We start from the raw sequence: 19,683 nt of genomic DNA on the forward strand, positions 1-19,683 counted from the left end.
TCCGAGGGGCATGGGGCCCCGGCACTAGTTAACACTCCCAACGGCCGGACTCAAGCATGGCGGGGCCGTTGACGGGCGATGGTTTACACTCTCGCGCATTCCGTCACGGATCGTTGCATGAGCGAGAACACGCCAGTCCGAACGCCCCGCCATCGGGGCATTTACCTGTTGCCGAACCTGTTCACCACGGCGGCGATGTTCGCCGGCTACTACGCCGTGGTGGCGAGCATCGGCCATCGCTTCACCGAGGCCGCCATCGCCGTTTTCGTGGCCGCGGTGCTGGACGGCATGGACGGGCGCGTGGCGCGACTGACCGGTACGCAGAGCGAATTCGGCGTGCAATACGACTCGCTGTCGGACCTGGTCAGCTTCGGCTTGGCGCCGTCGCTGGTGATGTACAACTGGTCGCTGTCCTCGCTGCGCGACTACGGGCTGGTCTGGGGCAAGATCGGCTGGGCCGCGGCGTTCCTCTATGCCGCTTGTGGCGCACTGCGCCTGGCGCGCTTCAACACCCAGGTCGGAGTGATCGACAAGCGCTACTTCCAGGGATTGGCCAGCCCGGCGGCGGCGGCGGTGTGCATGTCGTTCGTGTGGACCATGGAGAAGTTCCAGGTTCCCGGCCCGAGCCTGTGCTTCCTCACCCTGGCCATGGCGGTGGTCGTCGGCTTGCTGATGGTCAGCCGCTTCCGCTACTACAGCTTCAAGTCGCTGCCGATGGGCGAACGTGATCGCGTGCCGTTCCTTTGGGTGCTGGTGGCGGTGCTGGTCCTGGTGCCTTTCCTGATCGATCCGCCGCGGGTGCTGTTCGTGGTGTTCACGCTGTACCTGCTGTCCGGCCCAGTGGTGACGCTGTGGGGCCGCGCGGCCCATCGCCGGCGGACCCGTCGCGCCAGGCCATGAGCCCGGCGCCGGCCAGCCGCGGACCCGTCTCGCGCCGCACGAGGGTCTTGCGCGTGCTCGGCGTGACGCCATGGGTGCGCCGCGCGACCGCGGAAGCGCAGACGGCCGAGCCCAACGAGGCGCTTGCGGAGCCCATGGCGCCACCAGCTTCCTGCGTGGTGCTGTTGCCGGACGGTTGCGTCGCGCGTGAGCTGGACCTGCTTGGCCGCGCCTTGGCCGCCTATGGTCCCGGGCTTGCGCGCGCCGGGCGGATCACGGTCAGGGATGGGCGGCCCACCGCCACGGTGCCGCCAGTGCGCGCCTACCTCGTGTTCGGCCAGGCGCAGGCGCACGCGCTGGGGCGTGAGCTGCCCGCAGCTGTGATGAACCAGGCGCAGATCGTGCTGGCCGACGAGCCGCACGAGGTGCTCGTCAACGGTGCCGGCAAGCGCAGGCTGTGGACCGCGCTGCGCCAACTGCGGCGTGCGCTGGCGGGAGGTGCGTAATGGTCGCGGTGGCACGTCCGCGCATCGAGATCCGTGCGATGCGGCGCGAGGACGTGGCCGCGGTCAGTGCGCTCGAAAGCGCGTCCTACGATTTCCCCTGGTCGTCCGGCATTTTCAGTGACTGCCTGAAGGCCGGGCATCCGTGCTGGGTGTTGTGTTGCGAGGGCGACGTGGCCGGCTACGGAATCCTCTCGGTGGCCGCCGGCGAAGCGCACGTGCTCAACCTTTGCATCGGCCCTGCCTGGCGCGGCCGCGGCCTGGGCCGGCACCTGCTCGGCCGGTTGCTCGACGTGGCGCGCTGGAGCGGCGCCGAGCGGGTGTTCCTGGAGGTACGCCCGTCCAACCCGGTGGCGCAGGAACTCTACGCCTCGGTCGGCTTCAAGGAGATCGGCCGGCGCCCGCGTTATTACCCGGCCAAGTGCGGGCGCGAGGATGCGATCGTGATGGCGCTGGATCGGGAGTCGGCGTCCCTGTAGGAGCGCACCCCTGCGCGCGACCGGATCATCCCGCACAGGTGTACTCCACACATCCGGCTCAGCCCAGCTTGCGCGCCTGTTCCCTCAGCGCTTCGAGCTGCGTGCCCCAGTCCACGATCCGCTGGCGCTCCTGCGTCACCACCTCGGCCGGTGCGTTGGCCACGAAGTTGGCGTTGCCCAGCTTGCCCTCGCACTTCCTGATCTCGCCCTCGATGCGCGCGATCTCCTTGGCCAGGCGCGCCTTTTCGGCGGTGAGGTCGATCAACCCCGCCAGCGGGATCAGCACGCGCAGGCTGCCGACCACCGCCGCGGCCGACGCCGGCTCGTCGGCACCCGGTTCGATCCACTGCGGCGCCTCGGTGCGTGCAAGGAAAGCGATCTGCGCGGCGAACTTGGCCGTGCGCGAGCGGTCGGCCGCGTCGCCGTCGGCCAGCAGCAGCGGAATGGTCTTGCCCGGCGCGATGTTCATTTCCGAGCGGATGCGGCGGATGCCCGAGAGCACCGCCTTGAACCATTCGATCTCTGCGCTGGCGGTGGTGTCATTCCCTGCGAGCTTGTGAACCTCGGGCCACGGCCGCTCCATGATGCTGGATGCGCCGATGCCCAGCCGCGGAGCCACCGACTGCCAGATTTCCTCGGTGATGAACGGAATCACCGGATGCAGCGCGCGCAGCACGGCTTCCAGCACCCCCAGCAGCGTGTGGCGAGTGGAGGCGGCGGCCTGCGCGTCGTCGCCGTTGAGCGCCGGCTTGGACAGCTCCAGGAACCAGTCGCAGTACTCGTTCCAGACGAACTCGTAGATCGCCTGCGCCAACAGGTCGAACCGGTAAGTGGCGAAGTGTTCCTCCACTTCGGTCAACGTCTGCTTGAGCCGCGTCAGGATCCAGCGCTCCGCCTCGGTGGCCGGCCAGCCTGCGGGTGCCGGAATCTCCCCCTCGGGCAGGTTTATCAACACGAACCGTGCCGCGTTCCACAACTTGTTGCAGAACGCCTTGTAGCCTTCGGCGCGCTTGATGTCGAAGTTGATCGTGCGGCTGTAGCTGGCCAGCGCCGCGAACGTGAAACGCAGCGCATCGGTGCCGATCGAGGGGATGCCCTGCGGGTAATCCTTGCGGATGCGCTTCTCCACCTTCTCCCGCACCTGCGGGATCAGCAGCGAGCGCGTGGACTTCTCCACCAGCGGTTCCAGCTCGATGCCGTCGATCAGGTCCAGCGGGTCGAGCGTGTTGCCCTTGGACTTGGACATCTTCTGGCCCTCGGCGTCGCGCACGATGGCGTTGATGTAGACCTCGCGGAAGGGCACTTGCTTCGTGAAGTACAGGGTCGCCATCACCATGCGCGCGACCCAGAAGAAAATGATGTCGAAGCCGGTGACCAGCACCGCGCTGGGCAGGAACAGCTTGTCCTGCTCCCAGTTGGCGACGATCTCGCCGCGCTCGTTCCTGACCGGCCCCTGCATCGGCCAGCCGAGCGTGGAGAAGGGCCACAACGCGGAGGAGAACCAGGTGTCGAGCACGTCCTCGTCCTGGCGAAGTCCACCCACCGGCGGGGCGGTGGCGTGACGACGGGCATCGGCCTCGTCCTCGCCGACGAAGATGTTGCCCGCCTCGTCGTACCACGCGGGAATGCGATGGCCCCACCAGAGCTGGCGGCTGATGCACCAGTCCTGGATGTTGTCCAGCCACTGCGTGTAGGTGGTGGTCCAGTTCTCCGGCACGAAGCGGATGTCACCCGAACGGACCGCTTCGAGCGCCGGCTCGGTGATCGCCGTGCGGCCACCCGGGCGGCCATCGGCCAGCACCTCGGAGGTGAGATCGACGAACCACTGGTCGGTCAGCATCGGTTCGATCACCGCGTCCGAGCGCTGGCTGACCGGCACCTGCAGCTTGTGGGGTTTGCTCTCGACCAGCAGGCCCGCGGCTTCCAGGTCGGCCAGCACCGCCTTGCGCGCCTCGTACCGGTCCAGACCGCGATATTTCTCCGGCGCGTTCTCGTTGACCCTGGCGTCGAGCGTGAAGATGTTGATCGGCGCCAGCTTGTGCCGCTGGCCGATCGCGTAGTCGTTGAAGTCGTGAGCCGGGGTGATCTTCACGCAGCCGGTGCCGAAATCGCGATCGACGTAGTCGTCGGCGATGACCGGAATCTGCCGGCCGGAAAGCGGCAGGTGCAGCATCGAGCCGATCAGGTGCGCGTAACGCTCGTCCTCGGGGTGCACCGCCACCGCGACGTCGCCCAGCATGGTTTCCGGGCGCGTCGTGGCGACCACCACGGAGCCGGCGCCATCGGCGGTCATGTAGCGGATCGACCACATGTGGCCGTCGCGCTCGACGTTGTTGACCTCCAGGTCCGACACCGCCGTGCCCAGCGCCGGGTCCCAGTTCACCAGGCGGTTGCCGCGGTAGATCAGGCCGTCGCGGTACCACTGCACGAACACCTTGCGCACCGCGGCCGAGAGACCCTCGTCCATGGTGAAGCGCTCGCGCGACCAGTCGGCGGCCACGCCCAGGCGGCGCATCTGGTTGGTGATGGTGGAACCGGATTCCTCCTTCCACTGCCACACGCGCTCGATGAAGGGCTCGCGGCCCAGGTCATGCCGTGACTTGCCCTCGGCGGCGAGCTGGTTCTCCACGATCTTCTGCGTGGCGATGCCGGCGTGGTCGGTGCCCACCTGCCACAGCGTGTTCATGCCGCGCATGCGCTGGTAGCGGATCAGCATGTCCATCACGGTCTGCTGGAACGCGTGGCCCATGTGCAGCGTGCCGGTCACGTTCGGCGGCGGCAGCAGGATGCAGTAGGGCTCGCCGTGGCCGGCGGGTTTGAACGCCCCGCGCTCTTCCCAATGGGCATACCACTTCGATTCGATCTGGCCGGGTTCGAAACTCTTGTCCATCGGGGGCTCGCGATGCGCACCGTGCGGCGCGCGCGTCAGGGAAGGTGAGCCGGTGATTGTACGGGGCGCGCGTGATCGCCCCAAGCAGACCGTCCGCCGGCCAGTCTCACGCAGACAGCCGAAAGGCCCCGGCTCGTGACGAGCCAGGGCTCCGGATGGGCCAGATCACGGCCGAAGCTAGGCCACGAAGGCGTCGGCCAGCGACGCCGCGTGTACAGGAGGCACGGCCTGCTGTTGCTCGTGCTGCTCCACCTGTACGCGCGTCAGGCGGGTCACGACCAGCAGGAACAGCGCCGCGGCGCACAGGTTCAGGCCCTGCCCACCGATCAGCAGCAACTGCTGGGTATGCAGCCCATCGAACGTGTGCTCGGGCTTCAGGTACTGCGTGACGAACCAGTAGGACAGGTTGCCGGCGATCCAGAAGACCCACCACAGGCGAAGCAGCGACGGCGTGCCGAGCTTCTGCCAGCGCGTCGGTGCCTGGGAACCCAGCCAGATCTGCGTCATCGCGCGCAACGGCCGCACCAGGTTCATGACCGGGACCGCGTACCAGCCAACTGCCCAACCGGGCGAGTCGTCCAGGCCCCTGGCCCCAAGCGCACGGACATTGCAGGCCATCCGGTACACCCAGCAGCCGGCCCAAATGTAGCAGGCCAGCATGAGCACCAGTTGCAGGCGGAACAGGTTCAGTTGCAGCCAGCCGGCCCCCGCCAGCTTGTCCTGCAGTGTCGCGGTGATCCCGCTGTCGATGCCCTGCTGGAGCAGCTGCAGCCCGTAGGCCATGACGCCGAGGACCGCCAGCGTCAGCAGGACGAAGGCCCCGATCACGCCCCGGACCCCATTGCCGAGTGAGTTCGGAGAGCGAAAGACGTATTGCCCCGATGGCGCCGAAGATTGGCTCGTGACCGAGCCTGGCGTGCTGAAAGGATTGACTCGCGACATAACGGCACCCCCATGCCTTTTTGCCGACCGGCCAGTCGCCGGCGGCCCCACTATGCGCCTGAGGTATGGACAGGGCAAGCGGGGGTATGGTAGGTGGGCGCTTCCCGCTAGAGCAGCTCGATCCCGAAGCGTCGCACCGCCAGCGCGAACAGGCCGAAGCACGCCACCGTGATGACGGCGCAGGCGAGCAGGGTGAACCAGAAGCCCAGCCGCGGCAGCAGGGCCGGGAAGACCAGGAACATCGGCAGCGTCGGCAGCACGTACCAGAAGGTGTACCAGGCGTGGTTGGCGATCTTCTGCGGTGACTGGTGTTCCACGTAAAGCCAGACCAGCGCCAGGATCGTCACCATCGGCAGTGCGCCGAGCAGGCCGCCCAGCCGGTCGCTGCGCTTGGCGGCCTCCGACACCAGCACCACCACGGCGGCGGTAACCAGGTACTTGGTGATCAGCCAGGCCACGTCAGCGCTCGCGCAGCCGGCGGCCGTAGGCGTGCACCTCGTCGACCAGCACCTTGACGTGATCGGGTTCCACCTCGGGCGTGATGCCATGGCCAAGGTTGAAGACATGGCCGGGATGGTTGCCGTAGCTGTCCATCACGGCGCGTGCCTCGCGGCGGATCACCTCGGGATTGGAACGCAGCACGGCGGGGTCGAGGTTGCCCTGCAGGGCGACCTTGCCCGCCACGGCGCGGCGGGCGTCGGCTAGATCGATGGTCCAGTCCACGCCCAGCGCGTCGCAGCCGGTGCCCGACATCTCGGCCAGGTGCAGGCTGGCGCCCTTGGAGAACAGGATCACCGGCAGGTCGCGGGCCTGCGGGTCGGCCTTCAACGCGGCGACCACCTCGCTCATGTAGCGCAGCGAGAACTCGCGAAACGGCGCGGGACCGAGCAGGCCGCCCCAGGTGTCGAACACCATCAGCGCCTGCGCGCCCGCGGCGGCCTGCGCCGCCAGGTAGCTGGCGACCGCGCGCGCCAGCGTGGCGAGCAGCTGGTGGGCGAGCTTCGGTTCGTTCCAGCACATCGCCTTGAGCGTGGCGAAGTCGCGCGAGCCGTGGCCTTCGACCATGTAGCAGGCCAGCGTCCACGGACTCCCGGAGAACCCGATCAGCGGCACCCGCCCGCCGAGTTCACGGCGGATCAGGTGCACCGCATCCATCACGTAGCGCAGCTCGCCGTCCATGTCGGGCACCGCCAGCCGCGCGATGTCGGCGGCGCTGCGCACGGCGCGTGCGAACTGCGGTCCCTCGCCCTGTGCGAAGGACAGGCCCAGACCCATCGCGTCGGGGATGGTGAGGATGTCCGAGAACAGGATCGCCGCGTCGAGCTCGAAACGCTCCAGCGGCTGCAATGTCACCTCGCAGGCGAACTCGGGGTTCTGCGCCAGGCCCATGAAGCTGCCGGCGCGCTCGCGCGTGGCGCGGTACTCGGGCAGGTAGCGGCCGGCCTGGCGCATCACCCAGATCGGCGTGGTGTCGGTGGGCTCGCGGCGCAGGGCGCGCAGGAAGCGATCGTTCTTGAGCGGAGCGTTCATGTCAGCGTCCGTGCGGGCCATCCAGGCCCTGGGCGAACATCACGCGGAAGCCACGCTTCAGCTGCGCATCGCGCGCCTTCTCGAACGCCGCGATGGCCGCGTCGCGTTCGAGGAACTGCTCGCGCTTGAGCGTGGCCTTGCCGCCCTGCGTGCCGCTTTCGCGGTACAGCGTCCAGCCGCCGAGCAGATCCTGCTCGAGCACGATCTGCACGTAGCGCGGCGCCTCGGCCGAAGCGGGCATGGTTTGCAGGTAGAGGCGCATGGTGTCCGTGATGGTGCGGCAAGGGTGCCGCAAGGCGCACATTCTAGAGGGCCGTCGCGATGCTGGCGAGGCGCGGGACCGCGCGCCCTGAGGATTGGCTTCAACCCGCCATCGTGGCTTGCGAAAACGGCGGTGGGCCGAAGCCCACCCTACGGCACGATCGACCGGCCGGATGATGCGTGTCCGGAGGTGGCCTCAGCCAATGTCGCCAACACGACGGTTTCGTCGGTGCCCGCCACGATCCCGGCCTTGCCGATTCCACGCCAGAGGATCAGCCGCAGCGTACCGGCGGTGTTCTTCTTGTCCAGCCGCATCAGTTCGAGCAGCTGTTCCGGCGACATGCCGGGCGGCAACGCGACCGACAAGCCGAGGCGCTCGAGCAGGCGCTGCAGGCGTGCGGTATCGGCGGCATCGCTCATGCCCAGCCGCTCGGACAGGCGTGCGGCCAGCACCATGCCGATGGCGACCGCTTCCCCGTGCAGCAGGGTGGTGTAATGGCCGGCCGTTTCCAGCGCGTGGCCGAAGGTGTGGCCGAAATTGAGCAGGGCGCGCTCGCCCTGTTCGGTTTCGTCGCGCGCGACCACGCCGGCCTTGAAGCGGACCTTGCACGCGATCGCCTCGACCAGCGTGGCGGTATGGCGTCGTGCGAGCGCCTCGGCGTTGGCTTCGAGCCACGCGAAGAACGCCACGTCACCGATCGCCGCGCCCTTCACCACCTCGGCCAGCCCGGCGCGGTATTCGCGGTCGGGCAGGGTTGCCAGGGTGTCGATGTCGGCGATCACCGCACGTGGCTGGTGAAAGGCACCGACGAGGTTCTTGCCGGCCGGCAGGTTCACGCCGGTCTTGCCGCCGACCGAGGAGTCGACCATCGCCAGCAGGGTCGTCGGCATCTGGATGAAGTCGATGCCGCGCATCCAGCAAGCCGCGGCGAAGCCCGCCAGGTCGCCGACCACGCCCCCACCCAGCGCGACGATGCAGGCGTCGCGCGTGGCGCCCAGCGTGGCGAGCGCCTCCAGTGCGCGGCCCACGTTGCCGAAGTTCTTGTGGGCCTCGCCGTCGTCGAGCAGGAAGCTGGACCAGTGCAGCCCATCGAGGCCTCGCGCGACCCGCTCGAGATAAAGTGGCGCCACGGTGGTGTTGCTGATCACGAGGACATGGCGCCCGCGCAGGCGCGCGCGCCAGCGGGCGGGGTCGTCCAGCAGGCCGCGACCGATCCACACCGGGTAGCACCGGGCACCGAGCGCCACGTCGATCGTTTGCACGTCAGTGTCGTTCATGCGGCCTGCTGCCGTTGCCAGTGCTGTTCGAGCAGGGCGAGGCAACGCTCGCTCGCCGCCGCCACGCCTTCGTGTTCGCCGGGCAGGCGCAGGTCGGCGATCTCGCGGTAAAGCGATCCGCGGGACTGTGCCATCGCCTCCAGCTTGCCGCGGCGATCCTCGCCCGCCAGCAGCGGGCGCTTGGTATCGCGGGCCAGGCGTTCGAGTTGCTGTTCGACCGTAGTGTCGAGCCACAGCACGAAACCGCGTTCGGCCAGGCGCCGGCGATTGACCGGATCCAGCACCGCGCCGGCACCGGTGGCCAGCAGCACACCGGCACGTGCGCTGAGCGCATCGAGCAGCGCGCCCTCGCGCTGGCGGAAGCCCGCCTCGCCCTCGATCTCGAACACGCAGCGCACGTCCACGCCGCAATGGCGTTCGATCTCCTGGTCGAGATCGAGGAACGGCAGGCCATAATGCGCGGCGAGGCGTCGACCGATCGACGTCTTGCCGGCACCGGTCGGGCCGATCAGGAACAGGTTGCACGAGGGGTTCATGCGCGCATGCTAGCAACCACGGGCGAACGCGTCTTGCTGGCCGGCTGCGGCGATGTGGGGCAGCGCGCGGCGCGGCTGCTGCGCGCGCAGGGGCACGAGATTTATGCGCTGCGCCGGCGTCCCCCGGCGGACAGCGACGACGGCATCCGCTGGCTTTCCGGCGACCTGACCGCGCCCGCCACGCTTGGAAAGCTACCCGACGGAATCACGCGCCTGGCTTACCTGCCCGCGCCGGGCGCGCGCGAGCGGGCGGCGTACGAGGCGGTGTTCCTCCATGGCTTGCGCGGATTGCTGGATCGCCTGGATAAGAGCCGACTGGCGCGCATCGTGTTCGTCTCCTCCAGCGCCGTCTACGGCGAGCGGGAAGGCCGCTGGGTCGACGAGGACACGCCACCGGCTCCGCCCGGTTTCAACGGCGCCGTGCTGCTCGAAGCCGAGCGTTGGCTGGCGACGCAGGCACTGCCAGCGACGGTGCTGCGACTGGCCGGGCTTTACGGACCCGGGCGCCTGCAGCTGATCGAGCGGCTGCTCGCCGGTCAGGCAGCCGTGCCTCGTGGGGCACCGCATTGGGCGAACCGGATCCATGTCGACGACGCCGCTACGGCGATCGTGCATCTGCTGCAATTGTCCGATCCACGCCCGCTCTACCTTGGCGTGGATGACACGCCGCTCCCTCTGCACGTGTTGTACGACCACCTGGCGTCACTCGTCGGTGCGCCCCCGCCCCCAGAGGGACCGGGACCGGCGGGCGTGGGCAGCAAGCGGCTCGGCAATGCACGGTTGAGGGCCAGCGGCTGGGCGCCCGGGTGGCCGGATGCGCGCGACGGCTACGCCGGGGTGCTGCGCGAGGAACGATAGAGCCCGCTTCTGAGGCGACTAGGAAGAGCTTTGCCCACAAGCGGGCTCGTGCAGAGCGGTGGCGTGCTCAGGCGTGGGCCAGGCCGGTGACGTGCCGGTCCTCGTCGTACTCGACCATGCTGTCGGCCAGCGCAGGCAACGTGGCCAGCGCGTGGCGGCTAAGGCGCTCGAAGTGCGCCAGGAAGCGGACCATCGCCTCGGCATCCATCGCCAGTGGTGCCTTGCGCGCGAGCAGGGCCTCCTCCTGTTCGCCGCGCCAGCGGCGCACCACGTCCCAACTGGGCGCCTGCAGCACGATCAGCGCATCGAGCTTGCGCCACAGCGGCTGGTAGGCGCGCAACTGCTTGTTCACCCAATGTCGCCAGCGGCAGTCCGGGTCGTCGTCGCGCTCGAGCGCGTTGACCGGTGTTTCCAGCGCCGCCTGCAGTTGCGGGCGCAGGCCCAGCGCCCAGCCTTCAAGGATCACCAGCTTCGGTGGCCGCGTCACCTTGGGCCAGCGCGAGGGCGGCACGCGGGTGTCGCGGCCCTTGTCGAAGCGCGGCCAGGTGACCGGCAGTTTCTCCGATGCCTGCGGCAGCGCCGCCAGCACCGAGAGCAGCAGTTCGATCTCGTGCGTCCCGGGCACGCCGCGGGTGCGCAGCAACGGATGCACTTCGCGCGCCAGGGCCTCGCGCTCGCTGCGCGGATAATAGAAGTCGTCCAGCGTGAGCACGTCGGTGGCCCAGCCGCGGGTTTCGGCGCCGGCCTTCATCACCCGCGCGAGGGTGCTCTTGCCGCTGCCCTGCAGGCCCGACAGCCCCAGGATGTAGGGGCGGCGTGAACGCGCGATGCGCCCGGCATAGTGGTCGAGCAGGTGGCCGGCGAGGGCGACGTTCTGCGTGCTAGCATCGTTGGTCATCCGCGCATGATGGCGCGGCGCCGCCACGATGCAAGAGTCATGCTCAAACGCGAGATCCTGGATACCTTCCGCGGCCTGCTGGACGAGGCCACCACCGGCGGCGACCCCGAACCCACTGCGATGAACCTGGCGACCGCCGACGCGGCCGGCCGGGTCAGCTCGCGCGTCGTGCTGCTGAAGGGCGCCGACGAGCGGGGTTTCCGCTTCTTCACGAACTACGAAAGCGACAAGGGCGTGCAGTTGGACGCGCATCCGCAGGTTGCGCTTTGCTTCCACTGGAAGCAGCTGCGCCAGGGCGTGCAGGTTCGCGTGGAGGGCGCGGCGCGCAAGCTGCTGGCGGAGGAGTCCGACGCCTATTTCGCCAGCCGTGCGCGCGGCAGCCAGATTGGCGCGTGGGCGTCGCTGCAGTCGCAGACGCTGCCGGACCGCGACACCTTCGAGCAGCGCATGGCGCGGTGCGAGAAGGAATACGAGGGCCGCGACGTGCCGCGCCCGCCGCACTGGGGCGGCTTCGTGGTAGAGCCGGACATGGTCGAGTTCTGGTACGGCGCGCAGTTCCGGCTGCACGAGCGCGTGCGCTGGAGCCGCCACGGGCAGACCTGGACCAACCGGCTGCTCTACCCGTGAGCCACGCCCAGCCCGCGCCGCACGTCGCCCAGAACGGTTTCGTCGTGCACACGCGCGAGCGTGGCTTCTGCGATATCACCAGCAAGGTGGCCGAGGCGATCGCCGCCAGTCACGTGCAGACCGGCATCGCCAACGTCTTTACCCTGCACACCAGCTGCTCGCTGCTGATTTGCGAGAACGCCGATCCGACCGTGCGCGCGGACCTGGAACGCTGGTTCGCGCGCGCCGTGCGTGATGGCGATCCCCTGTTCGAACACGACGCCGAAGGGCCGGACGACATGCCGGCCCACGTCCGCGCGATCCTCACCGGCGTGAGCCTCACCGTGCCGGTCCATGGCGGCAAGCCGCAGTTGGGGACGTGGCAGGGCATCTACCTGTGGGAACACCGCCGCGAGCCGCACCAGCGCAGGGTTTCGGTGACCGTGCTGGGGCACTGATGGACGGTTTTCCGCAACGCATCGTCTGCCTCACCGAAGAACCGACCGAAGTGCTCTATGCGCTGGGCGAGGCGCACCGCATCGTCGGCATCTCCGGTTTCACCGTGCGGCCGCCGCGGGCCCGCAAGGAAAAGCCCAAGGTTTCGGCGTTCACCAGCGCGAAGATCGGCGAGATCCTGAAACTGGAGCCGGACCTGGCGATCGGTTTTTCCGACATCCAGGCGGACATCGCGCGTGATCTGATCAAGGCTGGCGTGGAGGTATGGATCAGCAACCATCGCAGCGTGGAAGGCATCCTGGCCTACATCCGCCGGTTGGGGGCCATGGTCGGCGCCTACGAGAAGGCCGAGGCGTATGCGCGGTGCGCGGAAGCGCACATCGCCGAAGTCCGCGTGGCGGCCGCGCAGCTGCCGCGGCGGCCGAAGGTGTATTTCGAGGAATGGGACGAGCCGATCATCACCGGCATCCGCTGGGTGGCCGAACTGATCGGTATCGCCGGCGGCGAGGACGCCTTTCCCGAGCTGGCGCGCGAGTCGCTGGCAAAACAGCGCATCCTGGCCGATGGCGCGGAGGTCGTGCGCCGCGCGCCGGACATCATCATGGGTTCGTGGTGCGGCAAGCGCTTCCGCCCGGAGAAGGTGGCGGCGCGCCCGGGCTGGGACGCCATTCCGGCGGTACGCGCCGGCGAGCTGCATGAGGTCAAGTCGCCCATCATCCTGCAGCCGGGGCCGGCCGCGTTGTTCGATGGGCTGGACGAACTGCACCGCATCATTGCGGCCTGGGCGAACCGACGCCTGTAGGAGCGCCCCTGGGCGCGACCGGATGCCCGCAGGCGCGCACAGGTACGCGCCTGCTAAGTGAGGCGGCTAAAACCCGCGCGCCAGCTGGTTACCCCAGTCGAAAAGCGGCGCCGCGACGAGGATGCGCGCGAGCAGCAGGACGATCATCACCACGGCCGGCGAGAAGTCGAGCATGCCCACCACGAGCTTGCCGCGCAGCGGCTTCAGCAGCGGGTCGACGATGCCCTCCACCAGCCGCAGTACGGGGTGGTAGGTGTCCACGGCGAACATGCTGAGCAGCGACCAGCCGAACACCAGCACCAGGTAGAACAGCAGCACGAAGTCGAGCAGGTCGGCCAGTGCCAGCACCAGCAGCCCGGTCAGATGCGGCAATGTCCCGACCAACGCGAACAGCACCACGCGCTTGACCAGCATCACCAGGTAGCACACCAGCAGCGCGGCCAGGTTGAGCCGGCGCCAGTTGGGCAGCACGCGCCGGATCGGTGCCAGTACCGGATTGGTGTAGCGATAGACGAACTGGCTGATCGGGTTGCGGAAGTCGGCGCGCCCGGCCTCGGCCAGCAGCCGCAGCACGAACAGCGTGGCCACGACATCGAAGGCGATCTCCAGCAGCAGCGAAAACGCGTTCAGCAGGTAGATCACGGGCGTGACTCCTTGGCGTCCAGTTCGGCGGCCAGTTCGGCCCCGCGTCGGGTCGCGGCGGCCACGGCATGGGCTGCGATGCGCGGCAGGCCGTCGGCGGCAAAGCTTTCCAGCGCAGCCTGGGTGGTGCCGTTGGGCGAAGTGACCCGCCGGCGCAGCTCGCCCGGGGCCTCGCCGCTCTCGACCAGCATGCGGCCGGCGCCCAGGCAGGTCTGCGCGGCCAGCGCCCGCGCGGTCTCGCGCGGGAGGCCCTGTGCCGTCGCGGCGTCCTCCAGCGCTTCGACCAGCGCGAAGAAGTAGGCCGGCCCCGAGCCGGATAATCCGGTGACGGTATCCATCAGCGCTTCGTCGTCGATCCAGCGGGTCAGCCCCACCGCGTCCAGGATGTGCTGCGCCTGCGCCTTCTGCGGCGGGCTGACCCGGGCGTTGGCGCACAGGCCGGTGGCGCCGGCGCCGATCAGGGCGGGCGTGTTGGGCATGCAGCGCACGATCGGCAGATGTGCGCCGAACCAGCGCTCGAGCTGGTCGAGCCGCACGCCGGCGGCGATGGAAATCACCAGCGGGCGCTGGCGTTGCAGCACATCGCGCAGCTCGGCCTGCAGCGCCGGCATGATCTGCGGCTTGACCGCCAGGAGCAGGATGTCGGCGTCCTCGGCGGCCAGCCGGTTTTCGGCGAAGGTCGCCACACCGAACTCGCGGGCGAGTGCTTCGCGCGCCTGCGCCTGCGGTTCGGCCACGCGGATGGACGAAGCCGCAGCGCCCGTCTTGAGCAGGCCGCCGATCAGGCTGCGGGCCATGTTTCCGCCGCCGATGAAGGCAAGTCGTGTCATGCCGGTCCCTTGGGTTGTGGGGCCCGATACCTTAACCCGAAGCGGCCGGCGGGCGGGTGACACGGCCGGCCCAACCCCTGCAGGAGCGCAGCCGTGCGCGACCACCATGTCCGGTCCAGCGAAGGGTAGGGCGTTCCGGCAGGGGACAAGGGAACTGGCGGGAAGCCATCGCAGTTTCCGCATCCGAAGCCGCCAACCCACTGGTCGCAAAGCCATTCGCGCGAGTAGTATCGGCTCGTTGCGAGGGGGTTGTCGGATGGCCGGCTCGAAGGCGACGGGGCGCGTGCGCGAGCGCGCGACCGGGCGGTCCCCTGCGCAGTACCGCTATTCATCCAGACGAACGTTTTAAGGGGAAACGCCCGATGGACATCGCCGAACTGTTGGCCTTTTCGGTCAAGAACAAGGCCTCGGACCTGCATCTTTCGGCCGGCCTGCCGCCGATGATCCGCGTGGACGGCGACGTGCGTCGCATCAACATCCCGCCGCTGGAGCACAAGCAGGTCCATTCGCTGATCTACGACATCATGTCGGACAAGCAGCGGCGCGACTACGAAGAGTTCTACGAGACCGACTTCTCGTTCGAGATTCCCGGCCTGGCGCGCTTCCGCGTCAACGCGTTCAACCAGAACCGCGGCGCCGGCGCGGTGTTCCGCACGATTCCATCCGAAGTGCTGACCCTGGAAGACCTCGGCGCGCCGCGCATCTTCCGCGAGCTGATCGAACAGCCGCAGGGGCTGATCCTGGTCACCGGCCCGACCGGTTCGGGCAAGTCGACCACGCTGGCGGCGATGGTCGACCACATCAACAAGAACGAATACGGGCACATGCTCACGGTCGAAGATCCGATCGAGTTCGTGCATACCTCGCAGAAGTGCCTGGTCAACCAGCGCGAGGTGCATCGCGACACCCACGGCTTCAACGAGGCGTTGCGCTCGGCGCTGCGCGAAGATCCCGACTACATCCTGGTCGGCGAGTTGCGCGACCTGGAAACCATCCGCCTGGCGCTGACCGCCGCGGAAACCGGTCACCTGGTGTTCGGCACCCTGCACACCAGCTCGGCGGCCAAGACCATCGACCGCATCATCGACGTGTTCCCGGCCGGCGAGAAGCCGATGGTGCGCTCGATGCTCTCCGAATCGTTGCGCGCGGTGATTTCCCAGACGCTGCTCAAGAAGGTCGGCGGCGGGCGAATCGCGGCGCACGAGATCATGGTCGCGGTCCCTGCGATCCGCAACCTGATCCGCGAGGACAAGGTCGCGCAGATGTACTCGGCGATCCAGACCGGCCAGCAGTACGGCATGCAGACGCTGGACCAGATCCTGCAGGATCTCGTCAAGCGCGGCCTGGTCGCGCGGCAGGAAGCCATCGGGTATGCCAAGAACAAGGACATTTTCAAGTAAGGAACGGCGCCGCGCCTTCCTGCTGTTTCACCCCGGATCCGTCTCCCGGAGGAGACCACCATGAGCGATTTCGACTTCACCTCCTTCCTCAAGCTGATGGTGCACAAGAAGGCATCGGACCTGTTCGTCACCGCCGGCGTGGCGCCGTCGATGAAGCTGCAGGGCCGCGTCGTGCCGATCACGCAGAGCCCGCTGTCCGTGCAGCAGGCGCGCGACATGGTGCTCAACATCATGACGCCGGCGCAGCGCGAGGAGTTCGAGAAGACCCACGAGTGCCAGTTCGCGATCTCAGCGCAGGGCGTGGGCCGCTTCCGCGTGTCGTGCTTCTACCAGCGCAACTGCGTGGGAATGGTGCTGCGCCGGATCGAGTCGAAGATCCCGACCTTCGAGGAGCTCACGCTGCCGCCGGTGCTCAAGACGCTGTCGATGACCAAGCGCGGCATCATCATCTTCGTCGGCGCCACCGGTTCGGGTAAGTCGACCTCGCTGGCCGCGATGGTGGGTTACCGCAACCAGAATTCGACCGGCCACATCATCACGATCGAAGACCCGATCGAGTACGTGCACAAGCACGAGGGCTGCATCATTACCCAGCGCGAGCTCGGCATCGACACCGACAGCTGGGACAACGCGCTGAAGAACACCCTGCGCCAGGCGCCCGACGTGATCCTGATCGGCGAGGTGCGTACCCGCGAGACGATGGAGTACGCGATCAACTTCTCCGAGACCGGACACCTGTGCCTGTGCACGCTGCATGCGAACAACGCCAACCAGGCGATCGACCGCATCCTGCATTTCTTCCCCGAAGACCGGCGCCAGCAGTTGTTCATGGACCTGTCGCTGAACCTCAAGGGCATCGTGGCGCAGCAGCTGATCCCCACGCCCGACGGCAAGGCGCGGCGCGTGGCAGTCGAGGTGCTGCTGGGCACGCCGCTGGTGCAGGACTACATCCGCCAGGGCGAGATCCACAAGATCAAGGAAGTGATGAAGGACTCGGTCAACCTCGGCATGCGCACGTTCGACCAGAGCCTGGTCGAGCTCTATCACGCCGGCGAGATCAGCTACGAGGACGCACTTCGCCACGCCGACAGCTCCAACGAGGTGCGCTTGCGCATCAAGCTGGCCCAGGGCGGCGATGCGCACACCTTGTCCCAGGGTCTGGAAGGCGTAGAGCTGGAAGATACCCGCGACAACAGCCAGTTCGGCGGCGGCATGCTCCGGCGCTGAGAGGCGTCGCGAATCACCATCATCCGCTCGCGCCGGGCACTGGCGCGCAACACCGAAGTCGAAATCCTCCTGGTACGCGGAAGCTCGACGGATAAAAAAAGGAGCCCCGGGGGCTCCTTTTTTTTATTGCCCGATTGGCGCCGGGCGGGGGTGGGTTACGGAGAATCCGCACCTGCGGTCACGGTCAGGCCGGTGGCATCGACGCTCTTGACGCCCTTGACGTTGTGCGCGACCTGGATGGCGCGGTTCTTGTCCATGTTGCTGGCGACCGTACCGGTCAGCCGCACCATGCCGTCATGGGTGTCCACAGAGATCTTGCTGGCGGGGATCTCGGAGGTGGTGGCGAATTCGGACTTCACCTTGGTGGTGATCCAGGCATCGTCCACCTTGCCCGGCACGGTCTGGTCGCTCGATTGCATGCTGCCGCTGGACTGCGCGTCGGCGTCCTGGGCGAGGGCCTGCGCGAACGGCACGGCGGCCAACGCAGCGGTCAGGCCGGCGGCGATGAAGGCTCGATGGAACGCGGAATGGGTACGCATGGCACTCTCCTTGGGTGAATGTCGCAACACGATGCGTTTGCACCGCGGGAGTCATCGCAACAGGGCTCCCGTGAACAAGTTGTGCGTCAGCCGGTTCGCCGTTCAGTGGCAATTACCGTTGTGAACGGCTGGCTGAAAGGAAGGTTCGGACGGCGCGAAAGGAGGGTGAGCGGCCTGTTGCGCGCTCGCGTCACGTGCATGCATGGAAGCAGCACCCAAAAAAACGGGGCACCCTTGGAGGCGCCCCGTCTGGCAAGCCTTTGGCGCTCGCTTACTTGAGCGTGGTCTGGCCGCTGATCACCAGGCCGTTGCCATCGACGTGGGCTTCGGCATCCATCGATTCGATGCGCGCCGCCTGGGCGCGCATGGCTGCGAACTGCGCCTTGGTGCGCGCCTCGGTGGCGGCCTTGTCGGCCGGGTCTTCCGTGCCGGCCGACTCATCCTTGCTCAGCGCCGCTGCCGCGGAAGCCAGGCTGTCGGCCTTCTGCTGCATCAGGTTGACCCAGTCCAGGTACATCTGGCCGTTGAGGTGCATGCGCAGCATCTGGCCGGCGTCGCCGATCGGTGCCTTGAGCGCGTCGGCAAGCTTGCCATCCTCGCCCGCGCCCATGCCGAGCCCGAGGCTCTTCGCGCCCATCGCCAGCCACGCCGGCTGGCCGAACATGTTGGCGAGGTTAGGCGGCAACGCCACCGGCTTCCCGTCGGCCGTGAGCTTCAGCTGTGCCAGTGCGGGGGTCATCATCTGGCCCATCGCCAGCAGGCCGGCCGGATTGCTGGTACCAAGCACCAGTCGGCCGGTGAACTGCGGCATGGCATTGGCCTGGCCGGGTGTGAAGCTGTCCAGTGAGAGGCCCAGTCCGAGCAGATCGCCGAAAGGCGGGATGGCCGCCTTCTGCATGTTCTGACCCAGCTTGGCGAAGGTGTCGTTGAGGTCGGTCAGGGCGGGGCAGGTGAAAGGCTTCGCTGCCACCGCGTCGGCCTGGGCGCCCCAGAAAGCGCGCATCTGCGCGACCGGCAGGGCCAGGAAGAATTCGAACGGCGAGGTGGCCTGCGTCGTGCCGAGTCCCGGCAACTCCACTTTCAGGCCGCTGAAGGCCTGGGTGATGTCGCTGGCCAGCGAGACGTCCCAACGCATGTCCTGGTGCTTGGCTTCGAGCCGGGTGTAGCCGAAGCTCAGTTGCGGCACGCGGCTGGCGATGCGCGTGGCATCGACCTGGCAGCTGGGCGGGATCTGCAACTGGTTGGCGACCGGCTCGCCCGTCTTGGCCGACTCGGCCTGCGCGCGGGCCTTGAGCAGGGCGTTGAACAACGGGTCCTTGCCGCTGGCGGCGAGTGGCAGGGCGCGGGTCAGGTCGAGCTCGCCCACCGCCCACTGCTCGTAGCCCCGGGCCTTGGCCAGCTTGGCGAGACGGCCGTCATCCTGAAGGTTCCTGGCCGGGCGATCCAGGCCCAGCGCCTGGCGCAGCAGCGGCTGGGCAGCGTCCGCGGGCAGGATCGCTGCGACAGCCTGCTTGCCGACCACGGCCAGGATGAGCTGGGTGCCCGTGGCGACCGAGACGTGGCGGCGGTAGCTCTGCTTGTCGACGCTGGCGACGTCGAACTTCTTGCCGTACGCGGATTCCAGGCGACCGACGAACGCTTCGAACGCGTCAGTGTCGCTGAGCTGGAAACGCAGCACCGGCGCCAGGCCCAGGCCATAAAGCGCGGAGTAGCCCTTGAGGTCCAGTCCGGCGCCCTGCGAGAACGATTCGACCGTCTTGCCGTCCAGCTCCTTGGCGAAGGCGCGCAGCAGGTTGGCCGTGTCGGCGTCCTTGGCGGCCATCTCGTCGGCGGCGGCGCGCAGCTGGGCCACTTCCGCCGGCATCTGGGCATCGGCCTGGGCGAACAGGGCGGCGCGGGTGTCGTCGTCCAGCACGTCCAGGTTGGCCACCACGTAGGGCGTGTCCGCGGGGGCGAAGGCCAGCGGGGCGTCCTTGTCCTTGTGTCCACACGCCGCCAGCAACAGGCCAGCCAAAGCCAGCGCGAGAGTGCGCTTCGTCGATCGCATGATTCGGTTCCCTGAAAAAGAAAAAGAGGCGCGGCCATTATGCCGCGCCCCCGAGGCGAACCGCCTGTGCCTGCAGTTGG

21 protein-coding genes are annotated in these 19,683 nt (G+C 68.1%); 9 read left to right on the plus strand and 12 right to left on the minus strand.

Going from position 1 to position 19,683, the window contains the following annotated elements; all coding sequences use genetic code 11:
* The first annotated feature begins 117 nt into the window (after positions 1-117).
* Genes pssA through rimI form a run of 3 tightly spaced genes read left to right on the plus strand, consistent with a single transcriptional unit; the run spans position 118 to position 1,861 of the window.
* Positions 118-900, plus strand: a complete 783-nt coding sequence (gene pssA / locus LQ772_RS04140; protein ID WP_231324213.1) for a CDP-diacylglycerol--serine O-phosphatidyltransferase — start codon at positions 118-120, stop codon at positions 898-900.
* Positions 897-1,385: a hypothetical protein gene (locus tag LQ772_RS04145; RefSeq protein ID WP_231324215.1), complete on the plus strand. Its 489-nt coding sequence runs from the start codon at positions 897-899 to the stop codon at positions 1,383-1,385. The genes pssA and LQ772_RS04145 overlap by 4 nt, the downstream gene beginning before the upstream one ends.
* Complete coding sequence (rimI, locus tag LQ772_RS04150) at positions 1,385-1,861, plus strand: ribosomal protein S18-alanine N-acetyltransferase (RefSeq protein WP_231324216.1); 477 nt, start codon at positions 1,385-1,387, stop codon at positions 1,859-1,861. Before LQ772_RS04145 ends, rimI begins: the two co-directional genes overlap by 1 nt.
* A gap of 58 nt (positions 1,862-1,919) precedes the next feature.
* Here the strand turns inward: rimI and LQ772_RS04155 are convergent, their stop codons facing one another.
* From LQ772_RS04155 to LQ772_RS04185, 7 genes are all read right to left on the minus strand, one after another.
* Positions 1,920-4,751 carry a valine--tRNA ligase gene (locus tag LQ772_RS04155; protein ID WP_231324218.1) on the minus strand — a complete coding sequence of 944 codons (2,832 nt, stop codon included), beginning with the start codon at positions 4,749-4,751 and terminating at the stop codon, positions 1,920-1,922.
* A 177-nt stretch (positions 4,752-4,928) separates the two neighbouring features.
* Positions 4,929-5,579 carry a DUF4328 domain-containing protein gene (locus LQ772_RS04160; protein ID WP_231324220.1) on the minus strand — a complete coding sequence of 217 codons (651 nt, stop codon included), beginning with the start codon at positions 5,577-5,579 and terminating at the stop codon, positions 4,929-4,931.
* A gap of 221 nt (positions 5,580-5,800) precedes the next feature.
* Positions 5,801-6,151, minus strand: coding sequence for a DUF3147 family protein (locus tag LQ772_RS04165; RefSeq protein WP_231324222.1), 351 nt, complete (start codon positions 6,149-6,151; stop codon positions 5,801-5,803).
* 1 nt (position 6,152) lies between these two features.
* Positions 6,153-7,223, minus strand: a complete 1,071-nt coding sequence (hemE, locus tag LQ772_RS04170) for a uroporphyrinogen decarboxylase (protein ID WP_231324224.1) — start codon at positions 7,221-7,223, stop codon at positions 6,153-6,155.
* Between the two features lies 1 nt (position 7,224).
* On the minus strand, positions 7,225-7,485 hold the full coding sequence (locus LQ772_RS04175) for a WGR domain-containing protein (RefSeq protein ID WP_091340633.1): 261 nt from the start codon (positions 7,483-7,485) through the stop codon (positions 7,225-7,227).
* Between the two features lie 149 nt (positions 7,486-7,634).
* On the minus strand, positions 7,635-8,762 hold the full coding sequence (gene aroB / locus LQ772_RS04180) for a 3-dehydroquinate synthase (RefSeq protein WP_231324226.1): 1,128 nt from the start codon (positions 8,760-8,762) through the stop codon (positions 7,635-7,637).
* A complete protein-coding gene (locus LQ772_RS04185) occupies positions 8,759-9,298 on the minus strand; it encodes a shikimate kinase (RefSeq protein WP_231324228.1) in 540 nt (179 codons plus the stop codon). Before LQ772_RS04185 ends, aroB begins: the two co-directional genes overlap by 4 nt.
* A gap of 6 nt (positions 9,299-9,304) precedes the next feature.
* Here LQ772_RS04185 and LQ772_RS04190 point away from each other — a divergent pair, with 6 nt between their 5' ends.
* Positions 9,305-10,156, plus strand: a complete 852-nt coding sequence (locus tag LQ772_RS04190; RefSeq protein ID WP_231324229.1) for an NAD-dependent epimerase/dehydratase family protein — start codon at positions 9,305-9,307, stop codon at positions 10,154-10,156.
* A gap of 67 nt (positions 10,157-10,223) precedes the next feature.
* Here the strand turns inward: LQ772_RS04190 and LQ772_RS04195 are convergent, their stop codons facing one another.
* Positions 10,224-11,054 (minus strand): kinase, encoded by an 831-nt coding sequence (locus LQ772_RS04195; protein WP_231324231.1) that lies wholly within the window; start codon positions 11,052-11,054, stop codon positions 10,224-10,226.
* A 39-nt stretch (positions 11,055-11,093) separates the two neighbouring features.
* Between LQ772_RS04195 and pdxH the strand changes: the two genes are divergently transcribed.
* From pdxH to LQ772_RS04210, 3 genes are read left to right on the plus strand one after another with little or no spacing between them, the layout of a single operon-like run.
* Positions 11,094-11,681, plus strand: a complete 588-nt coding sequence (gene pdxH, locus LQ772_RS04200) for a pyridoxamine 5'-phosphate oxidase (RefSeq protein WP_231324233.1) — start codon at positions 11,094-11,096, stop codon at positions 11,679-11,681.
* Positions 11,678-12,118, plus strand: coding sequence for a secondary thiamine-phosphate synthase enzyme YjbQ (locus tag LQ772_RS04205; protein ID WP_231324235.1), 441 nt, complete (start codon positions 11,678-11,680; stop codon positions 12,116-12,118). Before pdxH ends, LQ772_RS04205 begins: the two co-directional genes overlap by 4 nt.
* On the plus strand, positions 12,118-12,918 hold the full coding sequence (locus LQ772_RS04210; RefSeq protein ID WP_231324237.1) for an ABC transporter substrate-binding protein: 801 nt from the start codon (positions 12,118-12,120) through the stop codon (positions 12,916-12,918). Before LQ772_RS04205 ends, LQ772_RS04210 begins: the two co-directional genes overlap by 1 nt.
* A gap of 66 nt (positions 12,919-12,984) precedes the next feature.
* Here LQ772_RS04210 and LQ772_RS04215 read toward each other — a convergent pair whose 3' ends face one another.
* Together LQ772_RS04215 and proC are read right to left on the minus strand one after the other, a co-directional pair.
* Positions 12,985-13,560 carry a YggT family protein gene (locus LQ772_RS04215; RefSeq protein WP_231324239.1) on the minus strand — a complete coding sequence of 192 codons (576 nt, stop codon included), beginning with the start codon at positions 13,558-13,560 and terminating at the stop codon, positions 12,985-12,987.
* Entirely contained in the window at positions 13,557-14,390 is an 834-nt protein-coding gene (gene proC, locus LQ772_RS04220) for a pyrroline-5-carboxylate reductase (RefSeq protein WP_231324240.1), read from the minus strand. The genes LQ772_RS04215 and proC overlap by 4 nt, the downstream gene beginning before the upstream one ends.
* A gap of 362 nt (positions 14,391-14,752) precedes the next feature.
* On the opposite strand from proC, the gene LQ772_RS04225 reads away from it, so the two are divergent.
* Positions 14,753-15,790 (plus strand): type IV pilus twitching motility protein PilT, encoded by a 1,038-nt coding sequence (locus LQ772_RS04225; protein WP_231324242.1) that lies wholly within the window; start codon positions 14,753-14,755, stop codon positions 15,788-15,790.
* A 60-nt stretch (positions 15,791-15,850) separates the two neighbouring features.
* On the plus strand, positions 15,851-17,017 hold the full coding sequence (locus tag LQ772_RS04230) for a PilT/PilU family type 4a pilus ATPase (RefSeq protein ID WP_231324244.1): 1,167 nt from the start codon (positions 15,851-15,853) through the stop codon (positions 17,015-17,017).
* 155 nt (positions 17,018-17,172) lie between these two features.
* On the opposite strand, the gene LQ772_RS04235 is transcribed toward LQ772_RS04230, so the two are convergent.
* The gene (locus LQ772_RS04235) at positions 17,173-17,556 is read right to left on the minus strand and encodes a BON domain-containing protein (RefSeq protein ID WP_231324246.1); all 384 of its coding nucleotides are present in this window, start codon (positions 17,554-17,556) and stop codon (positions 17,173-17,175) included.
* A 271-nt stretch (positions 17,557-17,827) separates the two neighbouring features.
* Positions 17,828-19,603 (minus strand): hypothetical protein, encoded by a 1,776-nt coding sequence (locus LQ772_RS04240; RefSeq protein WP_231324248.1) that lies wholly within the window; start codon positions 19,601-19,603, stop codon positions 17,828-17,830.
* Positions 19,604-19,683: the final 80 nt, after the last annotated feature.

This window comes from Frateuria edaphi (assembly GCF_021117405.1).
GTDB classification, from domain to species: Bacteria; Pseudomonadota; Gammaproteobacteria; order Xanthomonadales; family Rhodanobacteraceae; genus Frateuria_A; species Frateuria_A edaphi.